Below are 13,582 nucleotides of genomic sequence, written 5' to 3'. Positions count from 1 at the left end.
GCAATGATCGACAGATCAGCAAAGGAATACCGCTCATGAACATGAAACCACGCCCAATCGTGATGATGATTAAAGTGATCAGTTTGACGATGGCTGCTACTAGTCTTCCAGCAATGGCTGCCACCAGCTATGCAGAACAGATGGCAGGGTCTAGCTTTGGAACCAGTGCCAACAATACCAGTCAGGATCAAAACCGTAATAATATCAATGTCTCGACTCAAGCATTCGCAGGCGGTGTTCCTGGTCAGGCTACGACGCAAGAGGCAGTCAATGCTGCCAGTTTACCAAGTCAATCCGTCATTAATACCACGCGTCCTTATCAAGACATCAGTACGCAAGACCTGATGTTCGGTGAGCAATTGTTTCGCGGTGCGTTTTCTACCACATCAGGCTCTACCTTTAATGACAGCTACGTCATCAATCCTGGTGATAATGTACAAGTACGTATGTGGGGTGCTTATCAGTTTGCATCGACTATGACTGTTGATCCGCAAGGCAATATATTCCTACCCAACGTGGGTCCAGTACGGATATCTGGTGTACAAAATGGCAACCTACAGAACGTCGTCAAAAGTGCTGTCAACCGTATTTATCGCTCAAACGTCGGTGTTTATGCTTCATTAGAGCAAGCCCAGCCTGTGAAAGTGTTTGTCACAGGTTTCGTCAAGCAACCTGGTTATTATGGCGGGCTCGCAGCAGACTCAGTGCTCTCATATTTAGATCGGGCAGGCGGCGTTGACCCAACACGTGGCAGTTATATTGATATTCAAATCAAGCGTAATGGTCAGCTATTACAGCAAGTCAATTTATATGATTTTTTATTAGCAGGTAAGCTGCAGCCATTTTCTTTTCGCGATGGCGATGTGATCACGGCTGCACCGCAGAAAAAAACTTTCGCTGTGAGCGGACAGGTTCAGAATGAATACACCTTTGAGTTTGATGTCAATGACTTGACCATTGGTGATGTATTACAAGTTGCTAACCCGGCTGCCAATGCAACCAACGTCAGCATTACTCGCAGTGCAGGACGCGCACAAACAGCAGAATATTACTCGCTTGCCGATGCACAAGATGTGTCCGTTTATAATGGCGATCAACTGGTCGTTACCTCAGATCGTTATGCTGGCACTATCGCGGTACAAGTCAAAGGTGCTCATACGGGTAATGGTGCTATGGTTGTGCCTTATGGTGCTCGTCTAAAAGACATCGTACCGCAATTACAACCGAGTCCATTAGCGAAGCTGACGCATTTGACGATTTATCGTCAGTCGGTGGCCGAGCAACAAAAACGCATGATTAATGAGTCGCTTGATCGCTTAGAAGAATTGACGCTAGCTACTCAATCAACGACGCGTGAGGAGGCAGCATTACGTCAAGACGATGCCAATTTGGTCAAACAATTTGTAGCCAAGGCACGTACTGTTAGACCTGACGGGCAGATAGTAGTCGTACCAAATTCTTGGCAGGATATTATCCTTCAGCAAGGTGATGTCATTGAAATACCTGCGCAAACATCAGTGATAACCGTTAATGGTCAAGTACGGTCGCAAGGCGCGCTCACCTTTAATCCAGACTTTACGGTTGGCGATTACGTTGCCAATTCAGGCGGCTTTGGTGACAACGCTGATACTAAAGAGATCTTAGTTATTCATCAAAATGGGGCGAATGAAGTGGTCAATACCGCTTATCGTATCCAGCAGGGTGATGAGATTATGGTCTTACCAAAGGTCAAAACCAAGCGCGTTGAGATTACCCGCGGAATATCACAAATCGTTTATCAATTGGCAGTCGCAGCCAAAGTTATTTTAGATTTATAACGGTTGATGTCAAAGGTATATTAACGCCAATACAGCATTAAAAAGGATGATCAAAATGACAAGAAGTGCAGCAAACGAAGATAAGGTGCCAACGACGTCTACTTCTAAGGCTGTACCATCTTTGTCATCAGCTCAACACTTGATACCCAATCGTTTGGCAGTCATTGGTAAAGGAATGCACCGTAATAATTTGCTGCTGCCTAATGTCTTGGACGCTAATATTCAGCGCTGGTACCCATGGTCAAGCGTGCAGCAGCGTTTTAATCCAAATCTACAAACGCCTAACGCTTTTATCGGTTGGGGACACAAAAAAAGCTATCAACGAGCGAAAAGAGCGGCTGACCGTCAACAACTAACAACTTTAAGTATCGAAGATGGTTTTTTGCGTTCTCTAGATTCTGGTATCGGCAGTCGTCATGGGCTGAGCGTGGTTGTTGATGATATTGGTATCTACTTTGATTTAACACAAAGCTCACGCCTTGAGCAGTTAATCGTTACGCGCGCTAAAGAATATGCTAACTCTGATAGTGATATTTTAAATAAAGTCCATGCTCGCCAGTTAATGACATATATTTGCGATAAACAGTTGAGTAAATATAATGCTGTGATTACTTGTCCCTCATTAGACAAACTGGTTACTGAAGAAAATACCAGTCTAAGAGAAGACTCGGTAAAGTCGCATGTACTCTTAATTGATCAGGTCGCTGGTGATGCTTCTATCAAAGGCGCTGGTGCAAGTAAGCGTCAGTTTAAGCGTATGCTAAAGACTGCCTGTCGCAATCATCCTGATGCCTATATATGGATTAAAGCGCATCCTGCCGCCAAGTCAGGTTACCTTACCCATCTTAAGCTACCTAAAAACGTTCGACTATTAACGCAAGCACTCAATCCAATCGCGCTACTGGCACAGGTAGATCATGTCTATACAGTCAGCTCGCATATGGGGTTTGAGGGGTTGATGCTAGGCAAGGCTGTACATTGCTTTGGGGTAAATTGGTATAGCGGCTGGGGGCTTACTGATGACAGCGGCGCACCAAAACGGTTGCTAAAAGCAGTTAAAAAGCGCCGTCAAAACTCAACAGCAACGTTAGAGACGTTATTTTATAGTGCTTATATTGATTATAGTCGCTATGTCGAGCCAGTAACGCGGCAGGCATGTGATATTGATACGGCGATTACTTGGTTGGTAACCAATCGCCATTGGCAATCGCGTCTTGAAGGTAATTTGACGGTATATGAGTTTAGCCGTTGGAAACTGCCTTTCGTTAGAGCCTTTGTTAATCTGCCGCGTACGACATTGTTTGTCAAACCAAAACCGCGTCTAAAAAACTTACTACATCCAGATCATTTTAAAGTTGATTATCACCAGCCTTTATTGGTATGGGGCTTAGCTAAACGTCAACAAGTCTATAAACGACTACAGAGTAAACTTGCAAAGCCGCCAATGTCGGATATGCCAGCTATTTATTGTATGGAAGATGGTTTTATTCGCTCAAATGGTCTGGGTGCAACATTACTCGCACCGTTATCGGTAGTAATAGATAAACAAGGTATTTATTATGATGCCACTCAGCCCTCAGATTTAGAAACTTTATTACGCAACTGTGATACCTTGACACCACAGCAACATGCACGAGTACAAAGGCTGCAAACCAAACTACTGACTCAGCGAGTAAGCAAATATAACGTTGGTACGGAAGTTAGTGCTGAAGTTAATGCTACTGATAAAACCAGCATTATTGATCAAAAAATGCAATGGATGCAGGATGCAAAAGTATCTGGCAAACCACGTCTCCTTATCATTGGGCAAGTAGAAGATGATCTGTCAGTGCAGTATTGCGGCTCGACTATTAAGACCAATCGAGGCCTGATTGAGCGTGTCAGACAAGACAATCCTGATGCCTATCTAATTTATAAACCGCATCCAGATGTAGAAGCTGGTCTACGAGCAGGCAAAGTTGACAAGGAATGCTTAGCAAAAGTACAAGCAGTTGCCTATGATACAGCGATGCCTGATTGTTTAGAGTGCGTCGATGAGGTACATACGATTAGCTCATTGACTGGCTTTGAAGCATTGTTGCGCGGGCTAAAAGTGACTTGTTACGGTTTGCCGTTTTATGCAGGGTGGGGCTTGACGACCGATATAGATGCACAGTTATCACCAAAAGCAGATTATCTACAGAGGCGAAAGCGGGACACAGTATTATCGCTTGAGCAACTACTGTACTGTGCACTCATACACTATCCACTATATCGCTTACCCGATGGTTATGGACTTGCACAAGTAGAGCAAGTGGTTGATTACTTATATCCTGCTAAGCACCAAAATCAACAAATGTCTCAAAATAAATCATATGACAGTGCGGCTCAAACAAACATTATTTTACCAATAAAGTTGTCTACGCTATCAAAGCTTACTAATCAGTTAAAACGTCATACTACTACGCGCTTTATGCAGCAGCGTCATAAATGGCAACGGCATCTACATCAAAAAAATCAGTAGGTTTAAAGCAAATCCATTACGACAATTATGTTTTTTTTGGTATAATTTGTGTACAATTTAGCAGTTGTTACAACATTGCTTTATTCGTTTAACGTTAATTTTTAACTTTCTAACCGATGGTACCTAATCTTATGGCAGCTTCGATGCATCAATTGCTTACTCATCGACACGTCTTGCTGCTACAAGGAAAGATGGGTGGTTTTTTCAATCGTTTTACAACATTTTTGCAAACTCAAGATATTCAAGTAAGTAAAATTAACTTCAATGCTGGTGATGCGTTTTTTTATCGTCATCCTAATGCTCATGATTATGTAGGGACCTTAGGGCAGTTTTCCTCTTGGTTACAATCCTTTATTGAAGAGCACAGCATTGATGCGATTGTCTGTTTTGGTGATTGTCGCCCGCATCATACGCAAGCTGCCTGCTTGAGTGAAAAGTTAGGCATATCCTTTTTTGTATTTGAAGAAGGCTATTTACGACCCGATTATATTACCCTACAAGAGCATGGTATCAATGGCTACTCACGCTTAAACATTGCCGATATTAAAGCACTCAAAAAAGCCAATGATAAACCGTTATACACGCACAATCGCTTTTATCGATTAAGTGTTGCTGCTATCGTTTATTATATCGTTACCCGCCTATACAAGTCGCGTTATCCGCACTATTCACATTATCGTGGAATGACCGCATGGCAAGAAGCAATCGCTTGGTTAAAAGCGCCTTGGCGTAAATTGCGTGGGTATTTACCAGATAAGAAGCTACAAAAACATCTCGTCACTCACGCAGATAACAATTACTTTTTGGTCAGCTTGCAAGTACATAATGACTCACAGATCACCCATCATAGTGGTTATCGTGATGTCGTGCAGTTCATAGACGAAGTTATTGCAAGCTTTGCAGACCATGCTGATACAAAGCAGATGCTCGTATTCAAGCATCACCCTTTAGATCGTGGTCATCGTGATTATCGCGAATTGGTAGCAAGCCTAGCAGCCCTTTACCAGATCAAATCAAGAGTATTTTATGGTTGTGACATGCATCTGCCAACGCTCATGAAGCACAGCATTGGCATGGTCACCATCAACAGTACAACGGGTCTACAGTCGGTATATCACAAAAAACCCACTAAGGTTATGGGACGCGCTATCTATGACACGCCTAAGCTAACAGATCCTAAGGCGCTTGCACAATTTTGGCAGCAGCCTAAACATCCAGACAATGAGTTCTATTTGAGGTTCCGTGAGTATTTGATCGAACAAACACAGATCAATGGGGCATTCTATGGTAAGTCGCCATGGATGTATAAATACTTGCAACGACCAGTTAGCACAGACGCAGTATCTGATACAGTCAAATAATGTCTTATACATATCGGGTAACTCATTTAATGCAACAACTTACTAGTCACTGATTTGCTACCGTAACTCTAAACTATTATGCCTTATATAATTAAGGCTTATGTAACTGGCAACGTTGATCAGTTGTAGTGTTAAATTTCAACCAGATTGCTCCTAATAAAATCTTCTTACTTTATAGTGGAAAACTGCTAGAATACGCTCATATGTCTGTGTAGGTTAGCAAGTGCCGTCCGTCGTGATTTTAATAGTTGATATTATTAACTTAGTTCAATCAGACGCGCTTTGGCGACCACCATTGACAACACTTATCTTTATTGTTAATTCTGTTTTACAACATTTTTATCATAATTAATATCTAATAACCGTTCGCTTTTTACTATTGTTCAGGCATCGTTGTTCAATAGCGGTTATCCAATCACCTTTTATTTAGTAGGCGCTTTGTGACTGCATTAGCCAATATTCGTAACTTTTCTATTATCGCCCATATTGATCATGGCAAATCAACGCTTGCCGATCGATTTATTCAAATGTGTGGTGCCTTGCAAGATCGTGAAATGCAAGCACAAGTACTTGATTCCATGGATATCGAGCGCGAGCGCGGTATTACCATCAAAGCACAATCAGTAACCTTGTTCTATGATCATCCAAATGGCGAGCGCTATCAGCTCAACTTTATTGATACGCCGGGACACGTCGATTTCTCATACGAAGTTTCTCGGTCATTAGCCGCTTGTGAAGGTGCACTGCTGGTGGTAGATGCCGCGCAGGGCGTAGAAGCACAGTCTGTTGCCAATTGTTATACCGCAGTTGATCAAGGCTTGGAGGTAATGGCGGTTTTAAATAAAATCGATCTGCCTCAAGTTGAGCCTGAGCGCGTGATTCAAGAGATTGAAGATATCATTGGTATTGAAGCCATTGATGCACCGCGTGTGTCTGCAAAATCAGGGCTTGGTGTCGACAAACTATTAGAAACCTTAGTTGAAGTTATTCCTGCACCGACGGGTGACCGCAAAGCACCGCTACAAGCTTTGATTATAGACTCATGGTTTGACAGTTATTTAGGCGTGGTTTCATTGGTGCGAGTTCGAGAAGGGACCGTAAAAAAAGGCGATAAGATTTATATTAAATCGACCAAAGAGGCGCATCCGGTTAGCTCTATTGGTGTATTTACGCCCAAGCCAGTCGATACAGGTATTTTAGAAGCTGGGGAAGTGGGTTTTGTTATTGCTGGTATCAAAGACATTGCAGGGGCTCCCGTCGGTGATACGATCACCCATGCCAAAACACCAGACGTTGATCGCATTCCAGGCTTTAAGCAAGTAACTCCGCAAGTTTATGCAGGTATGTTCCCTGTTGATGCCAACGATTTTGAAAAATTTCGTGAAGCACTACAAAAGCTGCAAATTAATGATGCCTCACTATTTTTTGAACCTGATACCTCTGATGCATTAGGCTTTGGCTTTCGCTGCGGCTTCTTGGGTATGCTGCACATGGAGATTATCCAAGAGCGTTTAGAGCGTGAGTATGACTTGGACTTAATTACCACGGCGCCCTCTGTTATCTATGAGATCGAAAAGAAAGATGGTGAAATAATCTATGTCGACAACCCTTCAAAATTGCCAGAACCGAACAATATAGAAGAGTTTCGCGAACCGATTGCCCGTTGTCAGATTTTAGTGCCGCAAGATTATTTAGGCAACGTTATGACGCTGTGCATCGAGCGACGCGGGGTGCAGGTTGATATGCGCTTTATGGGCAAGCAAGTGCAGATAATCTTTGATATTCCAATGGGTGAGGTGGTCATGGATTTCTTTGACCGTCTAAAATCTGTCTCTCGTGGGTTTGCATCGCTTGATTATAACTTTGAGCGTTATCAAGTAGATAAGCTGGTAAAAGTTGATGTGTTGATCAATGGTGATAAAGTTGATGCCCTAGCGATGATCGTACATCAGGATCAAGCGCGTTTCCGTGGTAATCAGTTAGTGACCAAGATGAAAGAGCTTATCCCGCGGCAGATGTTCGATGTGGCCATTCAAGCGGCAATTGGTAGTCAAATCATTGGTCGTAGTACGGTCAAAGCCATGCGTAAAGACGTCCTTGCTAAGTGTTATGGCGGGGATGTATCGCGTAAGAAAAAGCTGTTATCTAAGCAAAAAGCAGGCAAGAAGCGTATGAAGCAAGTCGGTAACGTCGAGATTCCTCAAGAGGCTTTCTTAGCGGTACTGCAAGTAGATAGTTAATGGTTTAAACTGTCTTACCTTGTTTTTGCAAATAATACGTCGCATGTCGTTATTCTTAGCGTTAAAGTCGTGAGATAAGCAGCTCTTTAATAGGCAAATGAGTATGGATTTTGATTTTAATTTGATTTTGGTGCCATTAACGTTAGGTCTAGGGCTAATATGGCTACTAGATAAGTTGGCATTAAAACAGCGTAAAACCCGTGGCCATGGTAAAGAGAGCTTGTTGGTACGCTGGGCTTACGACTTTTTTCCTGTCTTAGCAGTGGTGTTGGTTGTACGCTCGTTCTTAATTGAACCTTTCAACATTCCATCATCTTCTATGGTGCCAACTTTATATACTGGTGATTTTATCGCGGTTAATAAGTATGCGTATGGTGTACGCTTGCCTTTGACGTATAATAAAGTGTTGGACACGGGGAGTCCTGAACACGGCGATGTGATAGTATTTCGCTACCCTGAAAACCCCAGCATCTATTATATCAAGCGTGTCATCGGTTTGCCTGGTGACACTGTCAGCTACAGTCAAGGACAGCTTGCGATCAATGATGTACCAGTCGATACTAAGCCAGTAGATTTTGATGCTAATAAAGATCTAACTGCGCAGCTTTACCCTGCTGGTCAAGTAACGACTGGTCAAGTATTGACTGAGTCTGAGGCTATGCAAATGGGCCAACAAGAAGAAGAACAGGCTCAGTATTTTCAAGAAACACAAGGTGAGAATAAGCATTTAGTGCGCTATTTATCAGGTATGAATAGCTCGCAATATGCGCCGTTTTTGCAACAGCAAGCACCAGAAGTGGTAAGCTCAGCAGGTACAGAGTGGCGCGTCACCGTGCCTGCTGGCGAGTACTTTGTGATGGGTGATAACCGTGACCGTAGTGCTGATGGCAGGTTTTGGGGATTTGTACCTGATGAGAATTTAGCTGGTAAAGCTGTGTATATTTGGATGCATAAACCACCTGGGCTTAATCTGCCGACTTTCGCACGTAACGGTTCAATTGATTAGTCGCTATTCTATTGATTGATTATTGTGCTAATATCAATATTAACCCTAATTAAATTAATATATATACTGTATGTACTTCATCAACCATGTTGCGCAAGAGATGCACAAAATGGTTATAGAACATTAAGACATAAACACCAATAGAGCATGAAATACAACTATATTATATTGAGTCATTAGGAGAATTTATGCCGCAGCAGTTAACAGGGTTGTCGTCGCAACGTGGGTCTGGTGTGACTAGCATAGTTTTATTACTTATTATTATCGTTATTGCTGGCAAGTTGGTGATTGCCATTATGCCTGCTCAAGTTGGAGACTATCAGCTGAGCAAAACATTAGGTACTCAGCTAAAAGAAGCCAATAATAATGGCGAGACTGCAAAACAGTTCGTTGAACGCGTCAATCGTCAACTGTCTATCAATGCTGATTATGACACGACTGCTGAAGAGGTATTTACTTTTACCAATAAACAACCAGGTCAGCTTGCTATCTATAAGGATTATGATAAAACCAGTAATTTCTTTGGTAATGTTGATATCGTTAATCGTTTTGAAGGTGAGATAAATGCCGCTTCAGTAGAGTAGATGTCTACATAAGTAGCTGTTTTATCATTTATAGTAGATGGAAGTTAACCAATTAAAAAGCATTCACCATTTGTAATAACTGATCTGCAACGATTAGCAAAATATAGACTGTTTATAAGCGTTTAATAGGTTTTATACAGCTACTCTACCAACTATTTAACCGTATGAATTACCAACATTAAAGGATAACCAAAAGCCACGCATGAAATCAACTTCACAATCATACAAAGCGCTGCCTACCGCCAAAAAAAATAGCGCAACTATGGAGACTTTACCTAAAGGCTCAGATTTTGTTCAGCGTCTGGCAGTATTGACCCGAAAATTAGGCTACGAGTTTAATGATTTGAGTCTACCAAATTTGGCCTTGACGCATCGTTCGTTTGATAGCAAGAAGAACTACGAACGTTTGGAGTTTTTGGGAGATGCGCTTCTTGGTATGATCATCGGTGAAGCTTTATATCATCGTTATCCAAATCAAAACGAAGGGCGTCTGACGCGTATGCGTGCTACGTTAGTACGTCAAGAATCATTGGTGACTATTGCGCAAAATTTAGAATTGTCTAACCATTTGATTCTAGGTGTTGGTGAGCGTAAAGGTGGCGGTCGTAACCGCGCCTCGATATTGGCTGATGCCGTAGAGTCATTGATTGGGGCTATTTATTTAGACAGTCAAGATATGGAGGTTACTCGTCATTGCGTATTAGCATGGTATGGTGACCTTATTGATAACGTCAATGACCAAAAAGCTTTGAAAGATGCCAAAAGCCGTTTGCAAGAATGGCTACAATCCAAACAGTTTGATTTGCCTCATTACGAGTTGGTCGAAACACGGGGCAATGCTCCTTATCAAATATTTGTAGTACGCTGTCAGGTCAATATTAATAATTGTCCTGATATTACTGAGTCTGGTGAAAGTCGCCGTATAGCTGAGCAAAAAGCAGCTGAATTAATGATTAATCAATTGCATAAGCTGCCAGGTGCTTTTAAAAAACGTTGATGGCTTTTTCTTTATATGATGTTCGGTTTTATAATTTCTGAATCATTGATTACATTACCAATTTCTAATGTTTTAGCAGATGGCATCAGACTTCAAATATCTTTACATTAACATTAGCTTTGTAGATGCTCTTAAAATATAGAACGTGCTACTAAGATTATTATCAAAACCCCACAGGATTACCCTATGAGCAATCATAATGACTTGCCATTCACTCCCAAAAATAATGCCCATAATATGACAGAAAATGCTGACACCAATCAAAATGATGCTGTAGAAAACGTTGAAAATATGCAAGAAGCCAGACAAATAGGCGATTCATTAACTGCCGTTCAGCCGCATGACACTAGTGATGCTGATGAACATGATAAGAGTATTACTCTTGAAAATAATGCTGCGATTGATGGGTTCTTTGCGCCAAGTAACAAGGCTGGGGTTGCTAAGGACTTTAAAGCAGGTTATGTGGCGATCATTGGTCGTCCAAACGTTGGTAAATCGACTCTGATGAATCATCTATTGGGTCAAAAGCTATCAATTACTTCCCGCAAGCCGCAAACGACGCGCCATCGCATTCATGGTATTTTGAGTACCAATGAGATGCAGGCGGTGTTCGTAGATACGCCAGGTATTCATCACAATGAAGTACGTGCTATCAATGAGCGTATGAATAAAGCTGCCGTATCAGCTTTGGTAGACGTGGACTTAGTACTATTTGTAGTCGACTCAGACCAGTGGCGTGAAGATGATTTACTGACGTTACAAAAGCTTGGTGAAACTGATTTGACGGTCGTATTGGTCATTAATAAAGCAGATACGTTAAAAGATAAAGGTACGCTGCTTCCATTGATTGAAACATTTGATGAGAGTTTCGACTTTGCTGACATCGTACCCGTTTCGGCTTTAAAAAACCAAAACTTAGACCGTCTTGAAGAAGTAATTGCGTCACATCTACCGAATGCCACGCCTATCTACGATACTGAGCAAATTACTGACCGCTCAGAGCGTTTTTTAGCCAGTGAAATTATTCGTGAAAAAATCATGCGTAGTGCAGGCGATGAAGTACCCTATGATCTCACCGTCCAAATCGATGAGTTTAAAGATGAAGCAGCTCATACAGACCCAAAAACTGGTCGTCCACGTAAAGCCTGTACTTTTATTGATGCCACGATATATGTAGAGCGCAATGGACAAAAAGCCATTGTGATTGGTGAAAAAGGTCAACGTATCAAGCAAGTTGGGATGGATGCACGCAAAGATATGGAACAGTTATTTGGCAAAAAGGTCATGCTAACTTTGTGGGTAAAAGTTAAGCGTGGCTGGTCTGATGACGAACGCGCGCTCACCAGCTTGGGTTATTGATTTAAAATAAATATTTGATCTACACATGATGCTGAGGTAATAGCCAATGCGTAATGAAGCATTAACAGGATATTTATTACATCAGCGTCCTTATCAGGAAAAACGGGCGCTTTACTATTTATTTTCTTGGCAACATGGCGTAGTACACGGTATTGGTAAAAAAGGGGCGCCTTTGTTTGAGCCGCTACAACTGTTTGCAACAGGTAAGCGCGATCTAAAAACCTTTAGTCAGATTGGTTTATTACCCGTAGAAGATAGTTTTACAAAAGATGCTACAACGCCTAAGCCGACACGTTATCAGCAAATAAGCGGCCAGCAGCAGTATGCAGCGTTGTATTTGAATGAGATACTGTGGAAGCTATTGCCTAGCGAAGACCCAATGCCAGTATTGTGGCAGTATTATCAAGACAGCTTGACGCAATTAAAGCAGCCATTAACAGCGACTGCTCTTAGATTATGCTTACGTCAGTTTGAGGCTTATCTATTTCAAGAGTTAGGCTTTTCCTTGACGCTAGCCCATGACAATTTATTAACGCCTATCGAACCTGATACGGATTATCGGTTTTTATCTGATGTAGGTTTTGTGGCTACTAACCAACCTGATAAAACGACGATCAATACGCTACAAACACTTTTTACTGGCGCAGATATTATTGATATGGCACGTCTAGGAATAGTTGAGGCCACACTAAATAATTGGTCACGTCTTCATAAACACCTAATTGATCACTTGCTTGATTATCAGCCGTTGCAAAGTCGATTACTGTGGCAGCAGCAACAACGTTACCAATGAGGGCGTCAATCTTTAGACAAAATATGGTCGTTCAAAAAGTATTTGAGGTAGTACTACTGTAGCCCTATCATCTGTATGTTACTTGGAACTCGTTATCAAAAGGATTTCTTATGACCACATCTTTACAGCACTCATCGAAGAACACAATAAAGACCCCTTTATTGGGTGTCAATGTTGATCACGTAGCAACCTTGCGTCAAGCACGCGGGGTTGGCTATCCCAGTCCTTTAGAAGCAGTGCTATTATGTGAAAAAGCGGGAGCAGATGGTATCACCATACATTTGCGTGAAGATCGTCGTCATATTCAAGATTCAGACGTCTATGAGATAGCAGAACAGTTAACAACCAGATTAAATTTGGAGATGGCAGCAACGTCTGAGATGTTATCTATCGCTCATGAAGTTAAGCCATATTGGGTTTGCTTAGTGCCTGAAAAGCGTGCGGAGCTAACGACCGAAGGTGGTTTGGATGTAGCAGGGCAGATCAGTCATCTAAAACCCTATATCCAAGACTTACAGGCAGAAGGGATTAAGGTTTCTTTATTTATAGATCCGGACGAGGACCAAATTACAGCAGCAGTTAACTGTCATGCTGATGCTATCGAGCTACATACTGGTACTTATGCTGAGTTAGGTCTGGCTGGAAATACGAATGCTCAAAAGGACGAATTAGAGCGTATCAAACAGGCAGTGAGCATTGCAAAAAATCTAAACAGCGAGTTACTTGTTAACGCAGGTCATGGTTTGACTCGTGACAATGTAAATGCTATTGCTCAGATAGATGATATTTACGAGCTTAATATTGGACATGCCTTGATCGCTGATGCTGTATTCGTGGGCTTGGAGCAAGCAGTGGTTATGATGAAAGCTGCGATGCATAAGTAACTTTGTAGATCAGGTCTAAGCTAATAGCGCCTCTAATA

Annotated in this window: 10 protein-coding genes; all 10 read left to right on the top strand. The window is 42.0% G+C overall.

The window, feature by feature from the left end; all coding sequences use genetic code 11:
• Positions 1-35: 35 nt before the first annotated feature.
• Positions 36-1,817, top strand: a complete 1,782-nt coding sequence (locus Q0890_RS04640; protein ID WP_299218149.1) for a polysaccharide biosynthesis/export family protein — start codon at positions 36-38, stop codon at positions 1,815-1,817.
• A 55-nt stretch (positions 1,818-1,872) separates the two neighbouring features.
• Positions 1,873-4,320: a capsular polysaccharide biosynthesis protein gene (locus tag Q0890_RS04635; RefSeq protein ID WP_299218147.1), complete on the top strand. Its 2,448-nt coding sequence runs from the start codon at positions 1,873-1,875 to the stop codon at positions 4,318-4,320.
• Positions 4,321-4,451: 131 nt separating this feature from the next.
• The gene (locus Q0890_RS04630) at positions 4,452-5,681 is read left to right on the top strand and encodes a capsular biosynthesis protein (protein WP_299218146.1); all 1,230 of its coding nucleotides are present in this window, start codon (positions 4,452-4,454) and stop codon (positions 5,679-5,681) included.
• A 440-nt stretch (positions 5,682-6,121) separates the two neighbouring features.
• Complete coding sequence (gene lepA, locus Q0890_RS04625) at positions 6,122-7,921, top strand: translation elongation factor 4 (protein WP_299218144.1); 1,800 nt, start codon at positions 6,122-6,124, stop codon at positions 7,919-7,921.
• 103 nt (positions 7,922-8,024) lie between these two features.
• Positions 8,025-8,927 (top strand): signal peptidase I, encoded by a 903-nt coding sequence (gene lepB, locus Q0890_RS04620; protein WP_299218142.1) that lies wholly within the window; start codon positions 8,025-8,027, stop codon positions 8,925-8,927.
• A 188-nt stretch (positions 8,928-9,115) separates the two neighbouring features.
• Positions 9,116-9,511: a DUF4845 domain-containing protein gene (locus Q0890_RS04615; protein ID WP_058368148.1), complete on the top strand. Its 396-nt coding sequence runs from the start codon at positions 9,116-9,118 to the stop codon at positions 9,509-9,511.
• 202 nt (positions 9,512-9,713) lie between these two features.
• Positions 9,714-10,508, top strand: a complete 795-nt coding sequence (rnc, locus tag Q0890_RS04610; protein ID WP_299218140.1) for a ribonuclease III — start codon at positions 9,714-9,716, stop codon at positions 10,506-10,508.
• 186 nt (positions 10,509-10,694) lie between these two features.
• A complete protein-coding gene (gene era, locus Q0890_RS04605; RefSeq protein WP_299218139.1) occupies positions 10,695-11,867 on the top strand; it encodes a GTPase Era in 1,173 nt (390 codons plus the stop codon).
• A gap of 46 nt (positions 11,868-11,913) precedes the next feature.
• A complete protein-coding gene (locus Q0890_RS04600) occupies positions 11,914-12,660 on the top strand; it encodes a DNA repair protein RecO (RefSeq protein WP_299218138.1) in 747 nt (248 codons plus the stop codon).
• 110 nt (positions 12,661-12,770) lie between these two features.
• Positions 12,771-13,544: a pyridoxine 5'-phosphate synthase gene (locus Q0890_RS04595; protein ID WP_299218137.1), complete on the top strand. Its 774-nt coding sequence runs from the start codon at positions 12,771-12,773 to the stop codon at positions 13,542-13,544.
• Positions 13,545-13,582 lie beyond the last annotated feature (38 nt).

Origin of the sequence: uncultured Psychrobacter sp. (genome assembly GCF_947488565.1) — a bacterium.
GTDB classification, from domain to species: Bacteria; Pseudomonadota; Gammaproteobacteria; order Pseudomonadales; family Moraxellaceae; genus Psychrobacter; species Psychrobacter saeujeotis.
Note: the sequence above shows the minus strand (reverse complement) of the source record. Positions and strands in the feature narration are given on the sequence as shown.

Excerpts from the sequence above, each read along its gene's own strand:
- Q0890_RS04630 (WP_299218146.1), top strand. The coding sequence starts at position 4,452 with ATGGCAGCTTCGATGCATCAATTGCTTACTCATCGACACGTCTTGCTG.
- Q0890_RS04635 (WP_299218147.1), top strand. The coding sequence starts at position 1,873 with ATGACAAGAAGTGCAGCAAACGAAGATAAGGTGCCAACGACGTCTACT.
- Q0890_RS04615 (WP_058368148.1), top strand. The coding sequence starts at position 9,116 with ATGCCGCAGCAGTTAACAGGGTTGTCGTCGCAACGTGGGTCTGGTGTG.
- lepB (WP_299218142.1), top strand. The coding sequence starts at position 8,025 with ATGGATTTTGATTTTAATTTGATTTTGGTGCCATTAACGTTAGGTCTA.
- era (WP_299218139.1), top strand. The coding sequence starts at position 10,695 with ATGAGCAATCATAATGACTTGCCATTCACTCCCAAAAATAATGCCCAT.
- Q0890_RS04595 (WP_299218137.1), top strand. The coding sequence starts at position 12,771 with ATGACCACATCTTTACAGCACTCATCGAAGAACACAATAAAGACCCCT.
- Q0890_RS04640 (WP_299218149.1), top strand. The coding sequence starts at position 36 with ATGAACATGAAACCACGCCCAATCGTGATGATGATTAAAGTGATCAGT.
- rnc (WP_299218140.1), top strand. The coding sequence starts at position 9,714 with ATGAAATCAACTTCACAATCATACAAAGCGCTGCCTACCGCCAAAAAA.
- Q0890_RS04600 (WP_299218138.1), top strand. The coding sequence starts at position 11,914 with ATGCGTAATGAAGCATTAACAGGATATTTATTACATCAGCGTCCTTAT.